Origin of the sequence: Rhizobium sp. SG741, from assembly GCF_012275435.1 — a bacterium.
Lineage (GTDB): Bacteria > Pseudomonadota > Alphaproteobacteria > Rhizobiales > Rhizobiaceae > Rhizobium > Rhizobium lusitanum.
Map to the genome: position 1 here is coordinate 1 of NZ_JAAZQP010000024.1, position 25,742 is coordinate 25,742.

The 25,742-nt window shown below is 59.2% G+C and carries 16 protein-coding genes; 11 read left to right on the forward strand and 5 right to left on the reverse strand.

What is annotated here, in order from left to right:
• The first annotated feature begins 710 nt into the window (after positions 1-710).
• The 9 genes from FHT29_RS33050 (at position 711) to FHT29_RS33090 (ending at position 17,480) form a co-directional block, all read left to right on the forward strand.
• A complete protein-coding gene (locus FHT29_RS33050) occupies positions 711-1,832 on the forward strand; it encodes an efflux RND transporter periplasmic adaptor subunit (protein WP_234903964.1) in 1,122 nt (373 codons plus the stop codon).
• Between the two features lie 9 nt (positions 1,833-1,841).
• Positions 1,842-4,916, forward strand: a complete 3,075-nt coding sequence (locus FHT29_RS33055; protein WP_037197060.1) for an efflux RND transporter permease subunit — start codon at positions 1,842-1,844, stop codon at positions 4,914-4,916.
• Between the two features lie 199 nt (positions 4,917-5,115).
• The gene (locus FHT29_RS33060) at positions 5,116-7,662 is read left to right on the forward strand and encodes a patatin-like phospholipase family protein (RefSeq protein WP_168601082.1); all 2,547 of its coding nucleotides are present in this window, start codon (positions 5,116-5,118) and stop codon (positions 7,660-7,662) included.
• A 348-nt stretch (positions 7,663-8,010) separates the two neighbouring features.
• Complete coding sequence (locus FHT29_RS33065) at positions 8,011-9,729, forward strand: thiamine pyrophosphate-binding protein (protein ID WP_168601083.1); 1,719 nt, start codon at positions 8,011-8,013, stop codon at positions 9,727-9,729.
• Between the two features lie 168 nt (positions 9,730-9,897).
• Positions 9,898-12,744 carry a peroxidase family protein gene (locus tag FHT29_RS33070; RefSeq protein ID WP_168601084.1) on the forward strand — a complete coding sequence of 949 codons (2,847 nt, stop codon included), beginning with the start codon at positions 9,898-9,900 and terminating at the stop codon, positions 12,742-12,744.
• Positions 12,741-14,162 (forward strand): hypothetical protein, encoded by a 1,422-nt coding sequence (locus tag FHT29_RS33075; RefSeq protein WP_037197057.1) that lies wholly within the window; start codon positions 12,741-12,743, stop codon positions 14,160-14,162. The genes FHT29_RS33070 and FHT29_RS33075 overlap by 4 nt, the downstream gene beginning before the upstream one ends.
• Positions 14,163-14,283: 121 nt before the next feature.
• The gene (locus tag FHT29_RS33080; RefSeq protein WP_092575525.1) at positions 14,284-14,853 is read left to right on the forward strand and encodes a hypothetical protein; all 570 of its coding nucleotides are present in this window, start codon (positions 14,284-14,286) and stop codon (positions 14,851-14,853) included.
• A gap of 142 nt (positions 14,854-14,995) precedes the next feature.
• Positions 14,996-16,993 (forward strand): SUMF1/EgtB/PvdO family nonheme iron enzyme, encoded by a 1,998-nt coding sequence (locus tag FHT29_RS33085; protein ID WP_168601085.1) that lies wholly within the window; start codon positions 14,996-14,998, stop codon positions 16,991-16,993.
• A 61-nt stretch (positions 16,994-17,054) separates the two neighbouring features.
• Positions 17,055-17,480, forward strand: a complete 426-nt coding sequence (locus tag FHT29_RS33090; RefSeq protein WP_173412404.1) for a hypothetical protein — start codon at positions 17,055-17,057, stop codon at positions 17,478-17,480.
• 75 nt (positions 17,481-17,555) lie between these two features.
• Here the strand turns inward: FHT29_RS33090 and FHT29_RS35020 are convergent, their stop codons facing one another.
• Positions 17,556-17,690: a hypothetical protein gene (locus FHT29_RS35020; protein ID WP_281408414.1), complete on the reverse strand. Its 135-nt coding sequence runs from the start codon at positions 17,688-17,690 to the stop codon at positions 17,556-17,558.
• A gap of 99 nt (positions 17,691-17,789) precedes the next feature.
• Here FHT29_RS35020 and FHT29_RS33095 point away from each other — a divergent pair, with 99 nt between their 5' ends.
• Complete coding sequence (locus FHT29_RS33095) at positions 17,790-19,997, forward strand: adenylate/guanylate cyclase domain-containing protein (protein WP_168601086.1); 2,208 nt, start codon at positions 17,790-17,792, stop codon at positions 19,995-19,997.
• Positions 19,998-19,999: 2 nt separating this feature from the next.
• Here FHT29_RS33095 and FHT29_RS33100 read toward each other — a convergent pair whose 3' ends face one another.
• Positions 20,000-20,509, reverse strand: coding sequence for a YHS domain-containing (seleno)protein (locus FHT29_RS33100; protein ID WP_047552670.1), 510 nt, complete (start codon positions 20,507-20,509; stop codon positions 20,000-20,002).
• A 37-nt stretch (positions 20,510-20,546) separates the two neighbouring features.
• Positions 20,547-21,137: an ankyrin repeat domain-containing protein gene (locus FHT29_RS33105; RefSeq protein WP_168601087.1), complete on the reverse strand. Its 591-nt coding sequence runs from the start codon at positions 21,135-21,137 to the stop codon at positions 20,547-20,549.
• Between the two features lie 707 nt (positions 21,138-21,844).
• Here FHT29_RS33105 and ftsZ point away from each other — a divergent pair.
• Positions 21,845-22,840: a cell division protein FtsZ gene (gene ftsZ / locus FHT29_RS33110; protein WP_037197124.1), complete on the forward strand. Its 996-nt coding sequence runs from the start codon at positions 21,845-21,847 to the stop codon at positions 22,838-22,840.
• Here the strand turns inward: ftsZ and FHT29_RS33115 are convergent.
• Both FHT29_RS33115 and FHT29_RS33120 read right to left on the reverse strand, forming a co-directional pair.
• Positions 22,834-24,417 carry a DHA2 family efflux MFS transporter permease subunit gene (locus FHT29_RS33115; protein ID WP_168601088.1) on the reverse strand — a complete coding sequence of 528 codons (1,584 nt, stop codon included), beginning with the start codon at positions 24,415-24,417 and terminating at the stop codon, positions 22,834-22,836. The genes ftsZ and FHT29_RS33115 overlap by 7 nt on opposite strands.
• A gap of 27 nt (positions 24,418-24,444) precedes the next feature.
• Positions 24,445-25,605, reverse strand: a complete 1,161-nt coding sequence (locus FHT29_RS33120) for an HlyD family secretion protein (RefSeq protein ID WP_210255629.1) — start codon at positions 25,603-25,605, stop codon at positions 24,445-24,447.
• Positions 25,606-25,742 lie beyond the last annotated feature (137 nt).

The window sequence follows — 25,742 nt, forward strand, 5'->3', positions numbered from 1 at the left end:
CCTGATTTGCCGACTGCTTAACAACAATTGGGGCGGCCTAGCGGCTGCTTTTCTTTTGTTTCCATAGTTTGAACAGCGCGACATCGCTCGAATACCCTTGGGCGCTCGTCCTCTTGCCTGGTATCTGTATTTCCAGCGAAGTGTCCTGGAAGACCTTTCAAAACGAACAAATCCGCCGCATGGACTTCGTGTCGCCGATCATCCATTTTGCCCTGAAATAGACGGCAACCATCGCATTTCGGATGAAGTGACCTGCAACAACTGAGGTCAACAAAGGTTGACTTCGCTGGAGATAGTTTCGAGGCTCCTCGATATGGTCGCGGCATAATGAATCAGTTATCGTGAATATGACCGAGACAAATCGTGCTCGATCGGAAACGGAGGCCTGCTGATGAGGTTTGACTGGTCCGGTTTGCGTGAGGATGGTCGAGATCGACGGGATCTGCTTCGATCATGGCCGAGTAAACCTCGCCTTCAGCGCGCGGGAGATGTTGGTCTGCGGCGCCTTTCGATGCACACGCCTTTATCCACTCGACCCCGCCGATCCATATCACCATCGGCCGTCGTGCAGGCTCTGAATGCGGCTGGCGGCGCGCTCGCCACCACGCCCACGGAGAGGCGTTTTCGGTGAGACGCGCCAGAGCCGATGCCAATCAGATCTTCTCCCCTTCCGTCCCTGAAGAGTAGAGTTTGCAATCATGATAAAACGCATGGTGATCATGTTGATCGTCATAGGCCTAATCCTGGGCGGGATTTTCGGCTTTCAGGCATTCAAGAACCGCATGATCGCGGCGTATCTGGCTAATCTCAAGGCGCCGCCGCAGACCGTCTCGACAATTACGGCTGCAATGAGCCCATGGCAGACAACACTGCAATCCATAGGCAGCTTCAATGCCGTCCAGGGCGCCAATCTCTCGGCTCAGGTCCAGGGCATCGTGCAGAAGATCGGTTTTCAGGATGGCCAGGACGTCAAGAATGGCGATCTCATCGTGCAGTTGCTTGCCGATCAGCAGATTGCCACGCTGCAGCAATACCAGGCGTCGGCGGCGAATGCGCAGATCGCTTATGATCGCGATTCCAAGCTGATCAAGGCGAACACCATTGCGCAAAGCCAGGTCGACAGCGATCTGGCAACCTGGAAGGCCGCGCAGGCGCAGGTCGCCTCCCAGCAGGCGTTGATAGACCAATATTCCATACGTGCCCCCTTCGATGGGCACCTCGGCGTCAGGCTGGTCAGCCTCGGTCAATATCTGGCGGCCGGAACCGCCGTCGTGACCTTGCAGTCGCTCGACCCGATCCAGTTTGATTTCTCGATGCCACAGCAGGCTCTGTCACAATTGAAGGTCGGCCAGGCGGTGACTGCAACGATCGACGCCTATGGCAGCCAGACCTTCGACGGCAAGATCACGGCGATCAGCCCGCTGGTGGACAGCCAGAGCCGCAATCTCACCATCCGGGCGACTTTCGCCAATCCCGACCGCAGGCTTTTGCCGGGCATGTTCGGCAACGTGTCTGTCGTCGTCGGAGAGCCGCAAAACTATATCTCCCTGCCGCAGACCGCCGTCACCATCAACCCTTACGGCAACGTCGTCTATATCGTGACCGACAAAGGCAACGGCGCGGACGGAAAGCCGCAGCTCGTCGCCAACCAGAAGTTCGTTTCCACGGGGCAGGCGCGGGGCGATCAGATTGCGGTGACCAAGGGGTTGAACGCAGGTGACGTCGTGGTGACCTCCGGCCAGCTGAAACTGAACAACGGCTCGCCTGTCATTATCAACAATGAGGTGCAGCCGTCGAACGATCCCAATGCCAATCCTGCAAATCCCAACTGAGGCGGGACGATGAATATCACCGACATCTTCATCCGCCGCCCCGTTCTTGCCCTGGTGGTGAGCGCGTTGATTATCGTGATCGGCTACCAGTCGTTCCGCACGCTGACCGTGCGCCAATATCCACGGACCCAGAATGCCGTCGTCACGGTGACGACCACATATCCAGGTGCCGCACCCGACGTGATCGCCGGATTCATCACGACGCCGCTCGAAAACGCCATCGCCCAGTCCAACGGCATCGATTACATGACCTCGACGAGCACCAGCGGTACGTCGACCATCACCGTCAACCTGCGCCTCAACTATGATGCGGATGCGGCAATGACGGAAATCAACGCCAAGGTGTCCTCGGTTCTCAATCAACTGCCGACGGGCACGCAGCAGCCGATCATGTCGGTTTCCATCGGCCAGTCGATCGACGCGATGTATATCGGCTTCCGCAGCGATGTTCTGGCCGGGAACCAGATCACCGACTATCTGTCGCGCGTGGTCCAGCCTAAGTTGCAAACGGTCAATGGTGTTCAGACAGCCGAAATTCTTGGCGGCAGAACGTTCGCTTTGAGGGCCTGGCTAAAACCCGACAAGCTGGCCGCCTATGGGCTGACGGCCGGCGATGTGGGAACCGCACTTGCAGCCAATAACTATATTTCCGGCATCGGCACCACGCGCGGACAGATGACGCAGACAGTGCTCACCGCACGGACCGACCTGCATTCGGTCGACGAATTCAACGAAATGGTAGTCAGGCAGATCGGCAGCTCAACCGTGCGCCTGAAGGATGTCGCTACCGTTGCGCTCGGGTCGCAGAACACCGACGTCCAGGTCGGGTTCGATGGGCAGACCGGTGTCTTTATGGGTATCCAGATCGCACCGACGGCAAACCTGCTCGACGTGATCGCGGGCGTGCGTGCGGTGTTCCCGGGCATTCAGGAGCAACTGCCGCAGGGGCTCGAGGGCTATATCGTCTACGATTCCAGTACCTTCGTCACGACGTCGATCGAGGAGGTCGTGAAAAGCCTGCTCGAAGCCTTGGTTATCGTCATCTTCGTGGTGTTCGCATTTCTCGGTTCGCCGCGTTCGGTTGCCATTCCTATCGTCGCCATACCGTTGTCGCTGGTCGGCACGTTCGCGATGATGCTGGTCTTCGGCTTCTCGATAAACCTTCTGACATTGCTCGCCTTGGTGCTGGCCATCGGCCTTGTGGTCGACGACGCCATTATCGTCGTCGAAAACGTCAACCGTCACATCGAGGAGGGTGCCGCACCGATGCAGGCGGCGCTGGCCGCTGCGCACGAACTGGTCGGGCCGATCCTGGCCATGACCGTGGTGCTGATCGCCGTCTACGTGCCGATCGGCTTTCAGGGCGGCCTGACCGGTGCTCTGTTCACGGAATTTGCTTTCACGCTGGTCGGCGCCGTGACCGTCTCGATGATCATCGCGCTGACCCTGACGCCGATGATGTGCTCGCGCATCCTGAAGCCGCATCTGACTGACCGCAGTGGCTGGGAGGAGCGTGTCTCGGATTTCATCGACCGCCGCTTTTCGGAGATCCATCGGCCCTATACGCGCATGCTGCACGGCAGCTTGAACACGGTACCGGTGACATTGTTGTTCGCTGCCATCGTTCTGGGCAGCATCTATTTCCTCTATTCCAGCGCCAAGAACGAACTGGCCCCTAACGAGGATCAGGGCTTCCTTGGCGCGCAGGTCACCAACGCTCCCAACGCGACGCTTCAACAGAAACTGCTTAATTCCGATCAGGTCACCAAGATCTTCAAGAGCTTCCCGGAGACCGACAAGACCCTGCAGGTCGAGGCGCCAGGCACGTCCTTCGAGGGTATGGTGCTGAAGCCATGGGATCAACGCACGAGAACGGCGAACGATCTGCAGCCACTGGTGCAGGCCGACATGGCAAAAATTGCCGGCGGCCAGGCAGTGGTCTTCCAGATACCGCCGCTGCCCGGCGCCAGCGGCTTGCCGGTGCAGTTCGCCATCGGTGGCACCAGCGGCTTCGACCAGCTGAATGAGGTATCCAACACCTTCCTGCAGGAGGCGCAGAAATCCGGTCAGTTCATCTTCCTGACAAAGGATCTCTACATCGACAATCCGCAATATTCGATCCAGATCGACCGCAGCAAGGCGTCGGCGCTTGGGCTATCCATGAACACAGTCGGTGCGGCCCTCTCCTCCATGTTGGGCGGCGGCTACGTCAACTATTTCAGCATCGACAACCGCTCCTACCAGGTCATCCCGCAGGTGGAGCAACGTTCGCGTCAGACCATCGATCAGATCATGAATTATCCGATCGCAAGCGTGAACGGCGAAAAGATCCCGCTTTCGGCAATCGCTACGGCGAAACTCCAGGCAACCCCGCGCTCGGTCGCGCATTTCCAGCAATTGAACTCTGCCACCATCTCCGGCGTGCCGGCACCGGGCGTCGCCGTCGGCAATGCTCTTGATACCCTCAAGTCGATCGCGGCGCGCACCCTGCCGCAGGGCTATACGGTCGACTATGGCGGCCAGTCGCGCCAGTTCGTGCAGGAATCCAGCGGCATGGCCACCACCTTCGGTCTCGCGCTGATCATCGTTTTTCTGGCGCTGTCGGCTCAGTTCAACAGTTTCCGAGACCCTCTGATCATTCTCGTGTCGGTGCCGATGTCGATAGCAGGCGCACTCGCGTTCATAAGCGTTGGTGTCGGCGGCGCGACCATGAACATCTATACGCAGGTCGGGTTGGTGACGCTCATGGGGTTGATCAGCAAGCATGGCATCCTGATCGTCGAGGTGGCGAACACGTTGCAGGCTTCCGGAAAGTCCAAGCGCGAGGCAATCGAGGGCGCCTGCGGCATCCGGTTGCGTCCGATCCTGATGACGACCGGCGCCATGGTTCTGGGCGTGGTGCCGCTGATCCTGGCCACCGGCGCTGGCGCGGCTTCCCGCTACAATATGGGGTTGGTGATCGCAACGGGGTTGGCTATCGGTACATTGTTCACGCTCTTCGTGGTGCCCGCTGTCTACATGCTATTGGCTGCGGACCATCACAAGCAGGAAGCGTCTGAAGCAGAGCCGGCTCCCACGCATTGATGAGCATCGGAGGTGGAGGTCGTCCACGTCATCGCTCCATCGGGAAGTGACGAACATGGATGATCAGTCTCGCACGTCCTGATGGGGCTGTGCATGCGGTGCAAAGGAAAATGCTTCCTGGGCCGCGAAATATTTCTGATACAGTTGCAGCGCGCATTTCTGTTGAGTGGCAACCATTCTTGGCAATTGGGTGGGGCACATGAAGCTGGATTTCGAAGCAATCTTTAGACGCGAACTGGATGTCATCAATTTCCGCCGTCAGTCACTTCAGAATGGCGGTGCGAAAGCTCATCGCACCGAGCGAGCGGCGAGTGAGGATAGCGCACGGTTTCATATCCCTCGTCGTGCGGCAAAACTGTCGCAAGACCACGTCGGCGCGGACAAGCGTGGCACGGTAAGAATGGAGACGGGCAGCAACCTGACGGGGCTTTCGTTTTCCGGCGGCGGTATCCGTTCCGCGGCCTTTTGCCTGGGCGCTTCACAGGCGCTGGACTCGCTCTCGCATGACGGTGAACCGCGCGTTCTCGACGCCTTCGATTATCTCTCCACAGTGTCCGGCGGCGGCTACATCGGCACCTCGATCGTTTCAGGCATGATGCAGGAGCCCTATACGTTTCCCTTCGCCAGCAAACTCGACGCTCAGGAAACGCTGGAAATTCAACATCTGCGAAACTATTCGAACTTCCTCGTCCCGAACGGATTGATCGACTATCTGACCAGCGCCGCGCTTTTGATGCGCGGACTGCTCGTAAACGCGCTGATCGTCCTGCCTGGCCTGCTCTTTCTGGCGGTGTTGACCGTCGCTTGCAACCCGCGGTCAATCGATCTTGGGCAGCCGGATATCTTCGGCTTTCCGCTCGACGGACTTCCGCTCGTCACCGTCAGCGGCATGGAAGCCTTCACCTTGACGGTCAATGTTCTGATCGCCGTCTCGATCCTGATGTTCGCAAGCGCAATCACGACCTCCCTGACCTTTCAGACAAGCCAGTTAGCGGCGCGCGAAAGGCTTGCACGGATCCTCGGCTGGCTGGTGGCGGCCATCGCCCTTGCGTTTCTCATCGAGCTGCAGCCGCTGATCCTCAGCGGCATGTTCGAAAAGACAGATGCCGGTTCAGCTGCGGTTACCGGCCTGGAGGACGGCAACTTGAAAAGTGTCCTTCTGGCGATCGCGCATATCCTGCCTGCGTTGACAAGCGCCCTGATCCCAACGGCCATTGTTCTGATCGGCGCGGCGCAGAAGCTGGCAAACATCGCAAAATCGACGCTTGGGGAGGCGACCTGGACGGCGATGCTGCAGAAATATGCGAGCCGCATCGCGCTCTATCTCTCGGCTATCGTCGTGCCGTTGCTGTTGTGGGTTTCCTATCTCTACCTCAGCTTTTGGGCGATAACGCCTGCGATCGGTGCGGCCAGCGCCGATCCGCCTGCGCCAGTCGCTCCCACATGGCTGTCCGACCTGTCTCTCCTTGTCGCGCATTGCCTCCCCGTGATCGGCCGCCTGGGAGCAATCGGCTCGTTCTACCTATGGATCGCATTGGGGCTCGCTTTCGCCTGCCTTTTCATCGGCCCCAATTCCAACTCGCTCAATCAGCTCTATCGGGACCGTCTCAGCCGGGCTTTTCTGTTTGAGCGCGCACTCCTTAAGAAGAACAAGCCGTCGGTCGATGTCGACGGTTGGAAGTTTTCATCGCTGAAACCTTTTGATGCCGCAAGCGACGACTGGTCCGAGGGGGCTGCCTATTCTCCCTATCTTCTCGTCAACACGACGATCAATTTGATCGGATCGAAGAATCTCAACAAGCGCGGCCGCAATGCCGACAGCTTCATCTTCAGTCCACTGCATGTCGGCAGCCAAGCAACGCATTATGTGGCGACCCAGGATATGGAAGATACCGTGCCGTCGCTCACGCTCGCAACGGCGATGGCCACATCCGGCGCCGCCGCCTCGGCGAATATGGGCAGCCATACCATCCGGATTCTGACCTTCAGCCTTTCCCTGCTCAACGTCCGTCTGGGCTATTGGCTTGCCAATCCGGCAAGACTCGACGCATTCCGTCATTGGTGGAACCGATGGTGGTCGAATTTCGGCACGTGGTACTTTGCCAATGAAACCGCCGGCCGTTTGGACGAGAAGAAGTTGAATGTCTATCTGACCGATGGCGGCCACATCGAAAATCTCGGCATATACGAACTGCTGCGCCGACGCTGCAAGGTCATTGTGGCGGTCGACGCCGACGCCGATCCAAGCATGACCTTCGAATCCTTCGTAAAGCTTCAGATCATGGCGCGTATCGACCTTGGCGTCCGCATCGAGCTTCCGTGGCAGGATATACAGAGGAAAACCCTGGAAGTGGCCGAGCATTTGGCACCGAACGTCGCCGCTTCGGTCGAATCCGCAGGACCCCACATCGCCGTCGGAATCATCGAGTATGGCGAGGACGAAAGGGGTATATTGCTCTACATCAAATCGTCGCTGACCGGCGACGAGAACGACTACATCATGGACTACAAGAGGCGGAACCCGACGTTCCCACACGAGACGACCCTCGACCAGTTTTTTAGCGAGGAGCAGTTCGAGGTTTACAGGGCGCTTGGCTTTCACGCCGTCCAGCATTTCTTCAGTGGCAAGGACAATTTCGCCCGACCTTCGGCTTTCCAGCCCGGCTGGATCGATGAGCTTGTCGCAGCGCTTGCATTGCTCAATATTCCACCGGCGATGCGAGAGGCTTTCACCGCCCGGCTTTAGAAAAGAACAAGGCGCGGCCTTGTCTGCCCGTCGCCATGAGGCCTCGTGGTAATCTGAAGTTGAATTCTGTTACAAAGTGCGCGAATATAACGCTACAAGCCTGGAAAAGGGCGAGATGGGATACATCATCCGCCAGCTGCACTTTTGTTCGATAGCATGTTTCGAATCAGCAGCTTGAACGTCCGCTCGCAGGGCGTTGCAAAGCGACGCAGTGGACCGATTTCAGATCGTAATCTTCTAATATTCATTGGCCTTGAAGCATAGCAATAGCAGTATTCTGCATGCGCAATTCGGTGGGAGACTAAATACGCCCAGTCAATTTGGGTGTCTGTGTGGAGGGCATTCTCGATGAGAGTCTACGAGGCGATCGTGAAGGCGCTGGAGGGAGTGGGGGTCGGCGCCGCCTTTGGTGGAGCGGGCGAAAATGCCGCCGGTCTGATGCTTGCCCTCAAACATTCCTCAATCCGCCCCGTCATTACTCGCCACGAACAAGCGGCCTCATTCATGGCTTGCGGCTATGCCATGCATTCGGATCGGTTGGGCTTCTGCTTCGCGACGGCGGGACCGGGCGCGTTCAATCTGTTTTCCGGATTGGCTGTCGCCATGTCGGATTCTTATCCGGTATTGGCCGTTTCCGGCTATGCTTCCCTCGACTGGAAGGGAAAGGGGGCGTTGAACGAAACCTCCGGCACCAGTCGCACTCCAGATTCCCAGGCGATGTTTGCCGCCACCACGAAGAAGTCATTTCTGCTGACGGATGCGGCCACGACCTGCGACGTCGTCGAGGAGGCAGTCAACCTGGCCTTCGACGGCCGCCCTGGCCCGGTTCACATCCATGTCCCGGAGAACCTGACGCATCATGGCGTTTCCGTTGACAATTTTCGCCCTATCGATCTCCGGCGACGTCCGGTGACGCCGGAGTCCAAGCGGGTGACCGAAGTTGCCCAGCTTCTGGCGGACGCCGTTGCCAAGGACAAGAAGATATTGGCGCTGATCGGCTTCGGCGCTGTTCGCAGTGGCGCGGGGCCGGAGCTGAGGGAGCTTCTGGAGCGCTATCAGATTCCGTTCGCGACGACGCTCGATGGAAAAGGCATCATCTCGGAGCGTCATCCTCTCTCGGTTGGCGTGTTCTGCGACAGCGGCCACAGCGCCGCCTGGAAAGCTTTCCTGCAGGCCGATGTCATCCTTGCGGTGGGGAACTCTTTCGCGCAGCACGCCACCTTCAATTTTCGCGATGATCTTCTGGCCGGCAAGACGCTCATCCATATCAACATCGATATCGGCGAGATCGACAAGGTCTACAAGGCCGATGCCGCCATCATCGGCGATGCAAAACTTGCGGTTGCGGCGCTCAACAAGGAGATATCGCCCAAGGCCGCGGCTGTTGCAGCAAGACCCGCCGAGGGGCGCGATTACGACGCGGAGCGGATCGTCCATCTTCTGGATGAAATCCATCCAGGACAGCTTGCGCAATCCGTGTCCAAGCGTTTGCCAAAGAATGCCATCGTCCTTGCAGACGCCGGCGCGCATCTCGCCTGGCTCGGCTACTATCTGGAGCTGTCACCGGGACAGTTTTTCCGAAAGCCCGGCGGATTCGGACCGATGGCGGGGCATGTCAACGGCGCGCTTGGCGCCAAATGCGCCAATCCCGACCGTCCGGTTATCGTCGGTTGCGGCGATGGATGTTATCTGCTGTCGGGCTTCGAGCTTCTGACCGCCGTTCAGTACGATATTCCTGTCATCTGGATTATTTTCAACGACGGCGAGTTCAAGCTCATCAAGCTTTATCAACTCGAAGCCTATGCGGAATCGGCCCTCGTCGAATTCGGCAATCCCGATTACGTTGCCTATGCCAGGGCTTGCGGCGCGCAGGGATACAGAGTCGAGACAATCGATGAATTCGAAAGCGCCTTCGACGAGGCGCTGGCGCTGGGCAAGCCGGCAATCATCGATGCCCACATCACCAGGCTCGCGCTGCCGCATTACAGCCCATCACCGAAAGGGCTTCTTTCCGGCATCGCAGAGATGGTCGAGGATCGGGTTTTGCCGGGTCACAGTGGGCAATAGCCATTTTGGTCGTCGGCGAGACAAGCCGAAATAAGCAGGCGTTTCCTGGTCGCATAGCGGACGGCGACGGGAAACGGGGGAACGTCCGCCTCTTTTGTATCCCATGCAGTCCATCGATGCGATGCGCCGAGGGCCATTGTTCGATGCGTTCACGGAGGGCGAGCGGTAATGGCGTGGAGTGAATCCTATCAAGGAGATGTCGAGGCCGAGCGCCTCCTGTTCGAGCGCCTCGCTCAGGATATGATGCGCGTGCAGTATAAGACGCGCGCCTATGCCAAGGCCGCCGACATTCAGCGCGCCTTTCACAGCAAGGCCGTTTTTGCGGCGATAGATGCTAAACTGACCTTCATAGACGACTTGCCCGATGATCTCAGAGTGGGTTTTGCCGGGCCTGGCAAGAGCTATTCCGCGATACTGCGCCTGTCCAATGCCAGCGGCTACGGTCAACCGGACTATAAGCCCGATCTGCGTGGGCTGGCGGTGCGGATCAATGTCTCGGATCAGGAGCAGCACGATCTGCTGGCGACCAACTTTCCGGTTTCACATGCCCGCGATGCCAAGCAATTCGTTGCGTTCGCCAAGGCGACGGCGGGAGGAGGCTTAAGCCGGCTCCTGGGTGTGATCGGCCTTGCCTTCACCTTCGGACCCTCGGAAACCCTGCGGATGATCCGCAACGTCACGACTGGCCGCAACCGCAAAGTCCGCAGCTTGGCGCTCGAGACCTTCTGGAGCCGCGGCGCGATCTGTTGGGGCGACAAGCTGGCCGTGCGCTATCTATTCCGTCCCGCACCGAATGTGCCACATGCTCCCGATCCGTCCAAGACCGATCCTGGCTATCTCTCCACCGAACTCGCCCGGCGGCTGGAGGTTGGAGACATCCATTACGAACTCTGTCTCCAGCTTTTCGCCGATCCGAAGTCAACGCCAATCGAAGACACGTCCGTCGAATGGACGGAGACCGCCTCGCCTCCGATCAAGGTGGCAGATCTCAAGGTCAGCAAACCGACGACTGGAGACGCCGAAGCCATTGCCAATGCGCGCCTTGTCGACGAACTGGCTTTCAACCCCTGGAACACGACCGACGCCTTCAGGCCGCTCGGCAATCTCAACCGGGCACGCAAGGTGGTCTACGATGCCAGTGCTGCCTATCGCCACAGTTTCCGCTGGACAAGCCCGGTGCCCTTTCGCAACCGGCTGGCAGGAAGTATAGTGCGCCGTGCTTTTCTGGTCATCAATCGCTACATCGCCTGGCATCGGCTGTCGCTGCGGCTGAGCCTGCTCAATCTCGATGCTTTCCGCTATGTCCTGCGTGAAAAGAACCTGATCGGAACGGATCCCGTCGAAGCGCCGCCCGTCGCGCGCCCGACGCCGCCGCCGGCGATTGCCGAAGGCGAGCGGCAAATGCGGACCTATGACGGCACTTTCAATGATCTGTCGGCGCCGCAGATGGGCGCAGTCGGCTCGACTTTTGGCCGCAACCTAGCACCGGTTTTCGCGCCCGAATTGTTCGACACGCCCAATCCGGTGGTGGTCGCGCAGCAACTGATGCATCGCGATACATTCATTCCGGCGCGCTCGCTCAACATCCTCGCCGCCGCCTGGATCCAGTTTCAGGTCCATGATTGGGTCAACCATGCCCGCCATCCACTCGGGAAAAAAGACGTGGTCGTTGGCCTTCCCGCCGGCATGAAATGGACCAGCGAGGTCGGCGGCCAGCCGGAAGACGTCATGCGAATTGCCGGAAACATGGAGATCGCCGGCTATGCCGGCAAGCCGCCCATCTATTTCGGCAACGCCGCATCCCATTGGTGGGATGGATCCGAGGTCTACGGCCCTGACAGCGAGAAGGCGAAGCTGTTGCGGGAGGGACCAAAGATCCGTCTCGTCAATGGGCATCTGCCGGTCGACGTTCATGGCTTCGAGGTTACCGGTTTCAACGAGAGCTGGTGGCTCGGCCTAAGTGCGATGCACACCCTGTTTGCGCGCGAACATAATCTGTTGTGTGACGAACTGCGCCGCCAGTATGGCAATTGGGACGATGAGCGCGTTTATCAGACGGCGAGGCTGATCGTCTCGGCACTGATTGCCAAGATCCATACGGTCGAATGGACGCCGGCGATCCTTGCCACCAAGGCGATCGAAGTCGGCCTCTCCAGCAATTGGAACGGTCCGCCCGCCAATGACTGGCTGACAAGGGCGGGCCTGTGGCTGATAGACCAACATGCGTCCACCGGCATTCCGAAGACGATGCCGGATCACCACGGCACGCCCTATTCGCTGACGGAGGATTTTGTCACCGTCTACCGCATGCACCCGCTGCTGCCTGATGATTATTGCTTCTACGACCACAAAACGGGCGGCAAGATCGCTGACAAGAGCTTCATGGATATCCAAGGCCCAGGCGCCGACGAGATCATGCGGCAATACGGCCTTCGCAACACGCTCTATTCCTTTGGCACCGCCCACCCCGGCGCGATCACGCTGCATAACTTCCCTCGTGCATTGCAGGCTTTCACGCGCGACAACGAGATTATCGATCTTTCCGTTGTTGACCTCGTGCGCACACGGCACCGTGGCGTGCCGCGCTACAATGATTTCAGGGCCGGCCTGCACCGGCCACGGATCAAGAACTGGGAGGAATTGTCGACCAATCCGGAAGATGTGCGGCTGATCAAGGAAATCTACGGCGATATCGACCGTGTCGACACGGTGGTCGGCCTATTTGCGGAGCCTCCGCCGACCGGTTTCGGCTTCAGCGACACCGCATTCCGCATCTTCATCCTCATGGCTTCGCGCCGGCTGCAAAGCGACCGTTTCCTGACGGTGGATTTCCGCCCGGAAGTCTATTCGCCCTTCGGGATCGACTGGATCGCCAATAATGGCATGACGAGCCTGATCCTGCGGCACTGTCCTGACCTCGCCTCGATGGTGCCGCGCAATGCCAGTGCCTTTGTGCCCTGGCGGCCGATCCTTCCAGGCGGTGAAAAACAGGATCTGGAAAGGAAGGCATCATGACCAACATATCCGGAGCAGATGGTTCTTCGCCAGCAAACGCCGCCGCGTCGGAGACTTCGACCGGCAATCGTGGTCTCGACGCGCTTTTCCGCCGGCCGCTCATCGAGGCGATATGGCGCCGTCGCACCCATCGCGTCAGCCAGGGAAGCTCGGTGCTTGCCGGCACCATGAGCTATCAATCGGATCAGCCGCGCGAGCCTCTTTCGGAACTCGAGGAGGCGGTGCTGATCGCCATTACCGGTTCGACCGGGCTTACCATGCCGGACCGGCCCTTCGAGGACCCCGCCACGCATCAGCCGATCATGGCCAAGCCGAACCTCACCATGGAAGGCCGCACCGCCGGCAGCCCCGACAATGCCCAGGGCACGCATTTCTTCATGATCAACGACAGCGGCACCTATTTCATCCGGAAATTGCCGCCACCGCCGGACGGTGAAAAAGCGCTGACGCCGGAGAGATTGATCGCCCGGGCGGCGGAGGCGAAGGTGCGCATTCTCGATCACCGCCTCGATGTGCCGGACGGCAAGCGTGCCTTTCCGGCCTATCTGGATTCCAATCGTTTCCTGTCGAACCAGCCAGGCACGACGATCTTCCTGCCGGTCGTCGACCTTTCCCGGCAATATATCAATGGCATGATGTATCTTCTGACCCAACCGGACGGTGCCCGGCCGGCCATCGTCGACGACCGCAACTTCTATCGGCTCGCGGGTGTGAAGCGCTGGGTGGACAAGGGCTTTCTGAATAAGGATATCAAGATACCGCTCGGCGTCATCGGTTCGTTGCGTACGCAGATCGAAGCTGATCTTCTTCTGCAGAATATATTCCTGACTGCCGACGCCATGGGGCTTGGCGCCTGGATCCATGCTTCCATCAGCCCGCCTGTCCTTGTCGGCGATCCGAAATTCCTGAAAACCTATGGTGCGATGCTGGGCTTCGACGTCGTTACGCCGCGCTGGCGCTTGATGGACATCCTGCGATGGCAGATTCCTTTGCCACGTTATTCCAATCTGCGTAGCAACCCGATCGGACTGCGCTACAAGGGCGAGCACCTGATCAAGGGCATGTCGCCACCCTATTACGACAGCATGGCCGATGCCGTTGCTTTCGTCATCGAGGAGAAGTTCGGCAAGGCCGGCCTTTTCAACGACCAGGCCTTGTTTGCCGAAATCTACAAGGACGATTATGGCAGGCGTTATCTGGCGGAAGCGGCCGTCTACAACGACGACGTCGTCAACTGCGCACGCGACATCTGCACCTACATTTACGAGACGCATGGGCGGTTTCCGGCGCATTGCGACGCGATCCATGTACCTGGCGTCTGGCTCCAGGCGCATCATGTCGAACTTGGCTACTACGACCGGTACTTCAAAAACGGGCTGACGGACGCCCATCGCTCTCATCGTCAGGACTGGCACTAGAGAAAGGCGCATTTCTGCGCTTGATTGAAATGTGCTGAATATCCGGCGATGTAAAAAGTGATTCGAAGTACAAGTGATAGTTTTATATAGTGCTGTTTTCACGCAATATGGGGAGGTCGAGATGAACGACTTATGCGTGATATTAACGGGAGCTGCGATGTTAAGCTCCGGTTTCTGTGCAGGCGTCGCCAGCGCTCATGGATTTAGTTCCGAGTATTTTGTTTTCGTTGATCCGATCGTGGATTCGGGTTCCGGCAGTGACGGTTTGGTCACCCGGCGACTTGCGATTCCCGCGCAGGCGAATGATTGCAAGGTTGAGAACTACGGCGACATTCGTAGCGAATGGTCAACGGGCCGCGCAGTTGCCGATAGTGAATCCGGTCGCAAACCGTTTATGTGGCCCTGGGCATCGTCGCCAGCCCAGGACAGCTCGGCCAAGAAGAAAAAGCCGTGGCACGGAAACCGTAATGACGACACCTATGGTGGGCGATCAGGCAATTCCGGCAGCGGTAGTATGGGCGGTGGTAGCACCAGTGGAGGCACCAACGCAGGCGGCGCCGGTAACATGGGTGGTAACAGCACGAGCAACGCCGGCAGTATGGGCAGTGGTAGCACCAGTGGAGGCACCAACACAGGCGGTTCCGGTGGCATGGGTGGCAGCGGCACGGGCGGTAGCGGAAATATGAAGTGAGGTAAAGCCGGCGTTTGGCGGAGGCCCGGGTGGCGAAGCGAGAGCGATCGGCAGCCGCGCACAGGATGGTTGCCCCGATCGAGAGCACACGGGGAAGCTATCTGCGCTGGTCGACATTGGCCACGGAGCGAGCATTTGGGGCATGAGTGAGAATTGGGCGATCTGCATAGGGATAAATCGCTACGATAATTTGAAACCGCTCGAGTACGCCCAACAGGATGCTCAAGCGATGAGCGATTTTTTTCGCGCTTCAGCCCATTTCAGCCAGGTTTATTATCTGGCCGAGGACGCGCCGCCACTCCCTTCGGATTTCGGAAGCCCGCTGCAATCTCGTCCGACATTCGGCAATCTGATGCGTTTTCTGCGCGTGCGTTTCGAACAGCCATTCCTCCGGCCGAGTGACAATCTCTGGTTTTTCTTTGCAGGCCACGGGCGGCGGGAGCGAGAGCAGGACTATCTGCTGCCGATCGATGCCGATCCCGGCAATGTCGAGGAGACAGGAATCTCGGTGCAACATATAGCCGAGCGATTGAAGCGCTGCGGCGCGGACAATGTCATCCTGCTTCTCGATGCCTGCCGCAATGAGGGCGCACGCGATGGGCAAGGCCTCGGTCTCGACAGGCAGCAGGGCGCCGTTACCGTCTGCTCGTGCAGTCCTTCGGAATTCTCCTACGAGATTGCCGAACTTGGTCACGGTGCCTTCACCTATGGGCTGCTCGAGGGGCTCGGCTTGGAAGGCCCACAAAATTGTGCCACGGTCGAGCGGCTCGACAACTATCTGAAATTCGCTGTCCCCGATTTGTGCCGCAAATACGGCAAGCCTCGCCAGACACCCTCGACCTTTGTCGAGCCGCTTGCCAAGCGCCACTTCATCTTGCTTCCGGCGCGTGCGCTGCCCGAAGATCTGGAGCCGCTGAAGCTCGAAGCGCTGGAGGCCGAAGCGAACGGCAATCTCGCCGAGGCTGAACAATTGTGGTGGCGCATCAATGCCGTTGCTCCGGCAGATGCGCAAACCAGAGAGGGGATCAGGCGCGTCACTCTGAAGCAGCCCGGTGGACACGTTGGCCCACCCGCATCGATCGCGAACAGATCGACTACGCCGCATTCCGTCACGGTTCCGCGACGGACGCTTCTTTACGGGATTGGTGCGGCCGGTCTTGTTGCCACGATCGGAGCGGGGGCATGGGTTGCCCGGAACCGGGGAAAACTGCGGCCCACGCCGATCCGCGCCGAAACGGTGCCGGTGACGACCGTCAACGACGAGGGCACGCTGTTTGATACGCGTTGGGAGACGGTCGAAACCTTCAGTCAGCCAGTCGATGCGGAAAACGACATCGAATTCAGCCTGCTGCCGGCCCACAGCTTCAAGATGGGTTCGCCAGATGGCGAGCTGTTGCGCATCGGCCAGTTTGAGCAGCAGGTCGATGTCACCGTCGGCCGCATCGCCGTCAGCCGGACGACGATTACGCAGCGAATATGGCGTGCCGTGATCGCTGCCTATCACGAACAGACCGGCCTTTCGCTACCAATGGCACCATCCTCATTTCCGGGCGACGACCGCCCTGTGGAAACCGTTACCTGGCTGCAGGTGATGGAGTTCTGCGCCAGGCTCTCCAAATTGACCGAGCGCGTCATCCGATTACCGAGCGAAACCGAGTGGGAGCGCGCCTGCAGGGCGGACACGCTGACGGCCTTCCACTTCGGGTCGACACTGACCCCGGCGCTTGCCAATTACTGCGGTACGGGCGGCGCGGTCTGCGGAATGAGTTTCGGCGAGAACGTCTCTCGCGCCAGCTATGCCGACGTTGCCTATCCAGATGGCGCCTATGCCAAAGGCCCGCGAGGCACCTTCTACGGATCAACGAAGCCCGTTCGATCCTACCCACCCAATCGTTATGGGCTCTTCGAGATGCATGGCAATGTCTGGGAGCATTGCCTCGACAATTGGAATCCCGACGTGCGATCGATACCGCATGACGGTCGGCCGTTCATCGATGCTGATTCCTCTACCCGCGTTCTTCGAGGCGGATCTTTCTCGCATAATCCGGCGATTTGTCGCTCGGCATATCGGGACTGGATGAAGGAGACGGCGGCGGGATGGGAGGGGCGTGTCGGTTTCAGGGTGGTTTGCGAGGTCTGAGCCGCGGGGAAATAGGTTTTCTCGAGCGTGTCCGATGACGGATGAACAAGGAGCGCCTGACATGAACAGAGAAATTACTTTTATTACCAACGCAGCTCCAACACCCGGCTTTGCAACCGGACCCATCGTTGGTGACCGGGGTGCGCGGGGTGGCGATGACGTCGGCGGCGGTTTCGGCTCCGTCCTCGGGTCCCCGTTCAAGGCGGTCAGACTTGGCGCCGACGCGCTGAAAGAGCAGATGACCAATCTGCTTGAAGTGGTTCAACATGTCTTCGATCAGTCACCGAGCCGGTTGGGACTGTTGCTCGACGAAGTCGAGCTCTCGGTTGAGATCAGCTCGGAGGGAGAGGTTCGCGTGTTTGGCAGCGGCGGAAAGTTGGGTGGCAACGGCGGGATCAAATTAGTCTTCAAGAGAGGAGAGCTCCCCGTCGCTACGCAACATCCGATCGGCGATGCTGGAATTGCGAAGAGCAATCCCCAGTCATAGCGACAATGGGCTTGTCGGGCTTGTCCATAGAAGGGCGCCCGCCTGACAGCCGCGATGTGCAGACCGCCGGGATCGTCAAGCGCGGTCGGTGCCCTCGAACATGCCGATCGAGATCGCATTCGGGATGCCAGGGTTTGAGGCCCAGCGGCCGTTGTCAACAGCGGTCGACCAGATGCCAGTCGCCGGTTCGAATCCTTTCAAAGCCACCATGGACTATCTCGCATGCGAGATAGTCCTCGACGAATGGCTTCGCCAGTCGACCTGCGATAAGATGTGCCGGAGGGGCCATCACGGTCAGCGGGGAGGGGCATGGAGCGCCGTCTTGCAGCAATTCTGATCGCTGACGTCGCAGGTTACAGCCGCCTGAGCCAGATCGACGAGGAAGCGACGCGCCGCAGCTTTAAGACCGACCTGGATGATCTCATCGAGCCCAGAATTGCTGAACATCACGGCCGGCTGGTCAAGACGATGGGCGACGGCCTGCTCGTCGAGTTTCATAGCGTCGTCGACGCCCTGCAATGCGCCATCGCGATCCAGCGGGAGAAGGCGAAGCAGAACCCGGCCTCCGGTGACGCCATACCGCTGCGGTTCCGTATCGGGGTCAATCTCGGCGACATTATCGTCGAGGGCGAGGATATTCACGGCGATGGCGTAAACATCGCCGATCGCATGCAGACGCTAGCCGAACCGGGCGGCATCGCCATCTCCGGTACGACATACGATCAGGTGAAGACGAAGATCGATGCGAGTTTCTTTTCGCTCGGGCGGCAGAAAGTCAGAAGCATTGCCGAGCCAATCCGGGTCTACAGAGTTGTTTTCGATCCGGCTGCGGCCCGCCGGTTTCCACGATGGTCCCAGCGCGTGCGTCGCGGCGCGATCCTGACCGTCGCACTGTCCCTGATTGCCGGCTGCGGTGCTTACCTGTGGCAGAGACTGGATATAGGTGAGACGCCTGCATTCGTCCGTCGCTTCGCTTATCCTCTGCCAGATAAGCCTTCGGTCGCCGTCCTTCCTTTCATCAACGTCAGCGGCGATTCAGAACAAGATCATCTGGCCGAGGGGCTGACGGACGATCTGATTACCGAACTTTCCAAAGTGTCGGGGCTTTTCGTCATCGCTAGGCATTCGGTCTTTGCGTTGAAGGGCAATGCGGGCAAGACGGAGGACGTGGCAGCGGAGCTCGGCGTGCACTATCTGCTCGAAGGCACGCTGCAGCGAGCGGGGCCACAGTTGCGGATCAACGTCAAACTGATCGACGCGCTGACGGGGCTCTCCATGTGGGGGGAACGTTACGACCGGCAATATGCTGATCTCTTTGCAATTCAAGACGATGTGACCGGCAAGATCATCTCGGCGCTGAAGGTGGAGCTCAGCGAAGGCGAGCGCACCCAGATCGAGAAGATCCCAAGCGATAACCTCGAGGCCTACGACTATTACATGCGCGCGGAGCACGAAGGGTTGCTCTACAGCGACGTGGAGACCTATCGCCGGACGCTTTCTTATTACCAGAAGGCGATCGATCTCGATCCGGATTTCGCCGACGCGCATGCCGGGATCGCACGCGTCGCAGTCGATGTCTGGCGCAACGATTACAATTTTCTCTGGTCCGCGGCGGTGGCGCGCAAGATCGCCTATGACGCGGCGGGGCAGGCGCTGAAGCTCGACCCGAATAATGCGCGCGCTCATACCGTGCTCGCCTTGTTGCAACTGGTCGACGGGAGGGAGGCCGAAGCCCGAGAGTCGGCAAACCGGGCTGTGGCGGCCCAGCCGAACAGTGCTGAAGCTGCTGGTAACTTAGCACTGATCCTATCTCAAACAGGAAACCATGACGAGGCCATTGCCGAAATCGACCGGGCGCTCAGGCTCGATCCGTCGCCATCGCCGAGCTTCCAGTTGTTGGCGGGCATCGTTCTCTACACGGCGCGAGACAATGGCCGTGCCGTCCCTCTGATAGAAGCGGCGCGCGACGCATTGCCGAACGTCGAACCAGCGCGCGAATATCTGACGGCGGCTTATGGCTTTGATGGCGACCGGGTGCGCAGCGCGGCGGAGAAGACCAAGCTTCTGGAACTCTTTCCGGAAAGCAATCTCGCCTATTACGAATATCTCTACGACTACTGGCGTCCAGCCGAACTGGAACACCATCTGACCGGGCTGAAGGCTGCGGGCATTCCGGCATGGCCTTTCGGATTTGTCGGGAACGATGCCGATCAGCTCGGCGAGAAGGCGCTGCGCGATCTCATCGACGGAAAGACCTGGGCCGGAAAACACAAGAACGGAACGGCCTTCGTCCAGTATTTCGACAAGGCAGGCAACACCGCCTACAGGAGCGCCAATACCAATATTACCGGCACGGTTGACGTGAAGGGAAACAGGCTGTGCGAAAGGTTTAGCGGTTACTTCCTGGATCGTATGGTCTGTGGGCAGGTCTACCGGAACAGGGACGCCGGACAGCTCGACGCCCAATATGTCCACGTGACCCCCCAGGCACTGATGTTCTTTTCGCCGACGCCATGAGGTCAGTCTGCCGGCATGTGCTGCCAGTCCTTTTGCATTTTGTCCGAAATCAGCGTGTTCTGCACTTCAGACCAGTGTTTCTTGGAGTCGACGACCTTTGTCGGCTTTTTCTCGAAGCCGTCGGCGGCGCCCGGATCGTAGCTCAGGTACAGCTTGCCATCGATGATGCGCCAGGCATTCGGATCGATATTGGTGGTCACCGTGCCGAATGAAACGCCGTCTGCGCAATAACCGCCGTATTGCGGTGCGTATTTGCCGGGATCGGCGATGAACAGGTCACGGTTCTTGGCACTGGCGAAATGCCACTCTGCACCCAGCCAGCGGTGCGAATAGGCCGCGGATCCCTCCACGGCCTTGTTTTCAACGAAATATGCCACCGGATCGTATCCCTTGATCGCGACGTCACCAAAATAGCCGGTGTTGACCAGCTCCTCGGCGCAGACCGGCGCGGCAAAGGCGATTGCCAGGCCTGCGAGGATCAGCGCGGCGGGTCCTGTCTGTTTGCGAGACATGTTATCAGTCCTCCCTTTTCGGGCAGTGAATATGGCGCTATTGGCGCTTGGTGCATTCGGCAAAAAGCCAGTCGCCGACGAGATCAGCCTTTTGGCAGACCGCTCCGGCTTTCAGCAGAAGTTCGACGGTATCCCAGTGGGACCGCCATCCGGCCTGGGTCAACGGCGTGTAGCCATTACGTTCCTTCGCTTCTAGGTCGGCCTTGTGCGCCACCAGGAAGGTAACCACATCGGCTTGTCCTTCCTCCGCCGCAGCATGCAGCGGCGACATGTGATAGAAGTTCTTATCGTCATTGACTTTAGCACCTTTCGACACGAGCAGCTCGACCACGTCGAGATGTCCGCCGTAGGCCGCGGCGTGCAGAGCGGTAAGGCCGCCTTTGTTGCGGCAATCGATATCGGCGCCGTTTTCCAGCAGAAGTGCGACGATATCCTTCTGCCCGGCGAGCGCAGCAATTAGCAGGGGCGGTTCACCAGACTCGTTCGGTGCGGCGATATCAATGCCGGCCGCGATCAATTGGGCCACGCGTTCCCGATCGCCGGTCCGGGCCGCGTCATGCAGCGGCCCTGCATAGACGAGCGGCGTCCAGAGTAGAAGGCATGCTATAAATCCGCTGACGACCCTCATCGCGTACCTCGTCCAACAGGACGGCCTCACCGGCGCGAAAGAACATAACATATCACAAATACGTCATCACAATCAAGAAATCGCGCAAGCCCGAGCTTAGGCAATCACAGTGTGAAGGCGTTGCGGCCATCACTACTTAACATGCGGCAAGAAGAGTTGAGATGGAAACATAATCGAGTACGGGCTGCATTCCTGAACTACAATAGCGCTGCTTGATATTACAATGCTGAAACGGCTGCGCTGAAAAATGTCTGATATTTAGACTGATTCTGAGGGAACGCAGCTGCCACCAATCTTTCTTCGGTTCATGGGTTCCATAAATCATTGTTATCCCAGGAAATCGAGATGACGGGCCGTCGGTTCGGTCCCCATCAAGGCGAGCAAGGCGTTTGCCTCACGCCGTATTTCACGTTCACGAGTCAGCAGGCACGTGGCCTGGCTTCGCAATTACGATCCACAGGCCTCTGATGCAGAGATCGGAGCACGGATTGGGGGCCAAAAGCGACGTCAGCACGCTGGAAATGACTAGGCGTTGAAGTTCGGCCGTTTGCCGGACTCAATATCCTGTGGAGGGCGGCCGGCTCGTGCCGCAATGCGCACACGTTCCTCACTAGGATCTCTATGCTCTCGCGAATCGCTTCAATGTTCCTTCCCGCAAGCGGCAGGCGATTGCGATTGAGAATGCAATTGATCCAATGGAGTCCTTCATGGCCGACATCCGCACACCAGTTTCCGAGGTGATACCGAAGATTTCCGTCGTCGGTGTCGGCGGCGGCGGCGGCAACGCCATCAACAATATGATCGCGGAAGAGCTTCAGGGCGTCGAATTTATCGCGGCAAATACGGATGCACAGGCGCTCGCGACGTCGAAGGCGAGCAGGCGCATTCAGCTTGGTGCACAGGTGACGGAAGGTCTCGGCGCGGGCTCCTTGCCGGAAATCGGACGAGCCGCCGCTGAGGAATCCATTGATGAGATCATGGATCATCTTCAGGGTACGCACATGTGCTTCATCACGGCGGGAATGGGTGGCGGCACCGGCACGGGCGCTGCCCCGATCATCGCTCAGGTCGCACGGCAGGCGGGGATTCTCACGGTGGGCGTCGTCACCAAGCCCTTTACGTTCGAAGGCAACCGACGCATGCGCACCGCCGACGAGGGTATCGAGCGGCTCCGCGAAAGTGCGGACACCGTCATCGTCATTCCCAATCAGAACCTGTTTCGTATTGCGGATGCCACGACCACCTTCGCCAATGCTTTTGTGACCGCGGACCGGGTCCTATATGCCGGCGTCAGCTGCATCACCGATCTGATCATCAAGGAAGGTCTCATCAATCTCGACTTCGCCGACGTCAAATCCGTTATGCGTGGAATGGGTCGAGCGATGATGGGAACAGGCGAGGCGACAGGACCAGGCCGTGCACTAAGAGCCGCTGATGCCGCCGTTGCCAACCCGCTTCTGGATGACATGAGCATGAAGGGCGCGCGGGGCGTGCTGATCTCCATTTCCGGCGGGACTGATATGACGTTGTTCGAGGTCGATGAGGCCGCCAGTCGCATACGCGACGAAGTCTTCGATGATGCCGATATCGTTGTTGGAGCGATCTTTGACAGAAACCTCGATGGCGTGTTCAGGGTATCGGTCGTTGCCACCGGGCTGGAAGGTCTCGTGGCGCCCGGTGGTCAGTCCGCAGGGCGTCAGTGAGCCCCTGCTCCACCACCGGGAGAGGGCTTGCGGGCAAAGAGGACGGCGACTGCAGCAGTTGCCAACAGAATGCCGATCACGGCAAACGTATCGCTGAAGCCCATGATCAGTGCCTGCCGTTTGACGATGCTGCCAAGCGCGACCGTCGCCTTCTGTGCGGCAAGGGCATGATCCGAGACGCCATGCGACAGGAAATAATTGGTCACCTGCGTCAGCCGTTCCCGTACCTCGTCGCGTGATAATGTCACCGACTGGCCGATGATGTTGGAGTGGAACTGCTCGCGCTTGGTGAGGACCGTGCCGAGCGTCGCCGTTCCAACGGCGCCGCCAAGATTTCGCAGCATGTTCGTAAGACCCGATGCGGCGGCGGCGTCAGCCGCGGCGATGCCGGCGGTCGTGATCGCGGTGATCGGTGTGATGACCATGGCCTGGCCGATGGCGCGCACGATATTCGGGATCCAGAACTGATCGCCGGCTGTATCGGCCGAAAGCGTCACGTTCATGAAGCAGCTTATCGCGAAGATTGCGATGCCGAGGAAGCCGATATAGCGGACGTCGAAACGCTTCATCATCATCGGCACCAGCGGAATGAGGATGAGCTGCGGCAGACCGGTCCAGGCAAGCACATTACCGATCTGCTCAGCATTGTAACGCTGCACCTGGCCGAGATATTGCGGCAGGATATAGACCGAGCCGAAGAGGGCGAAACCGACCAGGACGTTGACGAGAACGCCGATGCCGAAATTGCGCTGCTTCAAAAGCCGCAGCTTCACCAGCGGGTTCTGGACGGTCAGCTCGATCCAGATGAAGGCGCTGAGCGAGACGACAGCGATGGCGCTGAGTTTCAGGATGAAGGGCGAGGAGAACCAGTCGTCCTTGTTGCCTTCCTCAAGCACGGTCTGCAGCGCTGAAAGTCCGATCGCCATCGTCACGATCCCAGCCCAGTCGCCCTGCTTCAGAAGACTGAGCCGCATCGGCCCTTTATCGAGCGTCAGCGCAAGGGCGATCGCCATGACGGCGCTTGGCAGTGCATTGATGAAGAAGATCGTCTGCCAGCCGTAATTTTCCGTCAGATAGCCGCCGATGGTCGGGCCGATGGCCGGGGCGACTGTGACCGAGAGCGCAAAGAGGGCAAGCCCGGTCGGCTGCTGCGCCTTGGGCAGCTTGGTAAGGATCATGGTGAATGCCATCGGGATCAGCACGCCGCCGGCAAAGCCCTGCAAGCCGCGCAGCACGATCATCGTGCCGAGATCATGCGCAAAGGCACAGGCAATCGAGAACAGCGGAAACAGGATCGAATTCACCAGGATATAGCGGCGAAACGAGAAGACGTTGCTGAAAAAAGCCGTCAATGGAATGACGACGATCTCGCCGATCAGATAGGAGGTCGAAATCCAGGCGCCGTTGTCGACGCCCGTGCCGATGCCGCCTTCAATATCGAGAAGCGAGGCATTGGTGATCTGGATGTTGAGAATGGCCATGAAGGCCCCGATCATGCCGGCGAGTACGGCAATCCATTCTCTGGTGCTGGCCCTCGCACTCGGCTGTGGGACGGCGGTGGCTGCGATGGTGGACATGGTTCAATACTCCTCATCCCTCACCGTTCACGCGCCGTGGCTCTGACCGGCCGTCTTGATGTCGATGCTCGGTTGAACCGACATGCCGGGGCGCAGATCGCCCGATGTGGCGCTGTCGGCATCGAGGACGATCTTGACCGGGATACGCTGCACGACCTTGGTGAAATTGCCCGTGGCGTTGTCTGGCGGCAGCAGCGCGAATTCCTGGCCGCTGGCGGGCGCCAGGCTGTCAACATGGCCGTGATAGGTCCGGCCGGGGAACATATCGACTTCGATGTCGACCGGCTGACCGGCGTGCACGTCAGTCAACTGGGTCTCTTTGTAGTTGGCGATTATATAGGCGGCTGATGTCGGCACCACCGACATCAACTGTGTGCCTGCCTGCACATACTGGCCGACGCGAAGTGTGCGGTTGCCGATTACGCCGTCGAGCGGTGCGGTGATCGCCGTATAGGATAGATTGAGTTCGGCCTGGCTTTGGACGGCCTGGTCATGGGCGAGCGTTGCCTTGGCCTGCGCCAGTTGCGCCTTCAACAGATCGACCTGCTTGGTGGTGGCAGCAAGCGATGCCGTGTCGCGGTCGATCGCAGCGCGGGCGGCGGCGATCTGTGATGCGGCTTGCTGTGCGGTTTGCACCGCAGCGTACCCGTTGACCGAGAGGCTCGCATAACGCTTGTCGTTCTGTTCGGCAAAGGTCTCGTTGGCCTTGTCGACATCGACGGTCGCCTGGGCGGCGGCGATCAACGACTGCTGCATCTCGAGGGACGCCTGCTTGGCCTCGACATCCGCTTGAGCGGCTGAGACGTCGGCCCTGGCCTGATCCAGCGCCGTCTTGAAGTCGCGGTCGTCAATGCGGGCAAGCACCTGCCCTGTCTTGACCGTCTGATTGTCGTTGACGACGACATCGGTGATGTAGCCGGAAATCTTCGGCGCAATCGCGCTGTTGTCGGCCTGCACGTAAGCATCGTCGGTCGATACCTGGAAGCGGCCGACCGTCCAGTAGTTATGACCGTAATAGGCGGCGGCAGCGATGACAGCGAGCGCAGTGGCTCCGAGCAGGAATGACTTGCCACGCTTCGGCGCCGGCTTTTCCTCAGCGGCGATACGCGCCAGTTCGGCCGACACATCCGGCTTGCCGGCGTCCATGGTCGGGGCCTCGGCGACGGGTGCATGCTTGCTTGCACTCAATACGTGAACCTTGTTTTCCACTGCTGTTTCTCCGGATAGGCCGATCGTCTTGGGAGGGCGGATAGCCCCGCGAAAATTCTCGGACGGATATTTAGGAAACTTGATATTTTCCAAAATATGCGCTATAAAATGGAAGT

What these genes read in the sequence shown, in the direction of transcription:
- FHT29_RS33050 (WP_234903964.1), top strand. Translation starts at nt 711, where the DNA reads ATGGTGATCATGTTGATCGTCATAGGCCTAATCCTGGGCGGGATTTTC.
- FHT29_RS33055 (WP_037197060.1), top strand. Translation starts at nt 1,842, where the DNA reads ATGAATATCACCGACATCTTCATCCGCCGCCCCGTTCTTGCCCTGGTG.
- FHT29_RS33060 (WP_168601082.1), top strand. Translation starts at nt 5,116, where the DNA reads ATGAAGCTGGATTTCGAAGCAATCTTTAGACGCGAACTGGATGTCATC.
- FHT29_RS33065 (WP_168601083.1), top strand. Translation starts at nt 8,011, where the DNA reads ATGAGAGTCTACGAGGCGATCGTGAAGGCGCTGGAGGGAGTGGGGGTC.
- FHT29_RS33070 (WP_168601084.1), top strand. Translation starts at nt 9,898, where the DNA reads ATGGCGTGGAGTGAATCCTATCAAGGAGATGTCGAGGCCGAGCGCCTC.
- FHT29_RS33075 (WP_037197057.1), top strand. Translation starts at nt 12,741, where the DNA reads ATGACCAACATATCCGGAGCAGATGGTTCTTCGCCAGCAAACGCCGCC.
- FHT29_RS33080 (WP_092575525.1), top strand. Translation starts at nt 14,284, where the DNA reads ATGAACGACTTATGCGTGATATTAACGGGAGCTGCGATGTTAAGCTCC.
- FHT29_RS33085 (WP_168601085.1), top strand. Translation starts at nt 14,996, where the DNA reads ATGAGTGAGAATTGGGCGATCTGCATAGGGATAAATCGCTACGATAAT.
- FHT29_RS33090 (WP_173412404.1), top strand. Translation starts at nt 17,055, where the DNA reads ATGAACAGAGAAATTACTTTTATTACCAACGCAGCTCCAACACCCGGC.
- FHT29_RS35020 (WP_281408414.1), bottom strand. Translation starts at nt 17,690, where the DNA reads ATGGTGGCTTTGAAAGGATTCGAACCGGCGACTGGCATCTGGTCGACC.
- FHT29_RS33095 (WP_168601086.1), top strand. Translation starts at nt 17,790, where the DNA reads ATGGAGCGCCGTCTTGCAGCAATTCTGATCGCTGACGTCGCAGGTTAC.
- FHT29_RS33100 (WP_047552670.1), bottom strand. Translation starts at nt 20,509, where the DNA reads ATGTCTCGCAAACAGACAGGACCCGCCGCGCTGATCCTCGCAGGCCTG.
- FHT29_RS33105 (WP_168601087.1), bottom strand. Translation starts at nt 21,137, where the DNA reads ATGAGGGTCGTCAGCGGATTTATAGCATGCCTTCTACTCTGGACGCCG.
- ftsZ (WP_037197124.1), top strand. Translation starts at nt 21,845, where the DNA reads ATGGCCGACATCCGCACACCAGTTTCCGAGGTGATACCGAAGATTTCC.
- FHT29_RS33115 (WP_168601088.1), bottom strand. Translation starts at nt 24,417, where the DNA reads ATGTCCACCATCGCAGCCACCGCCGTCCCACAGCCGAGTGCGAGGGCC.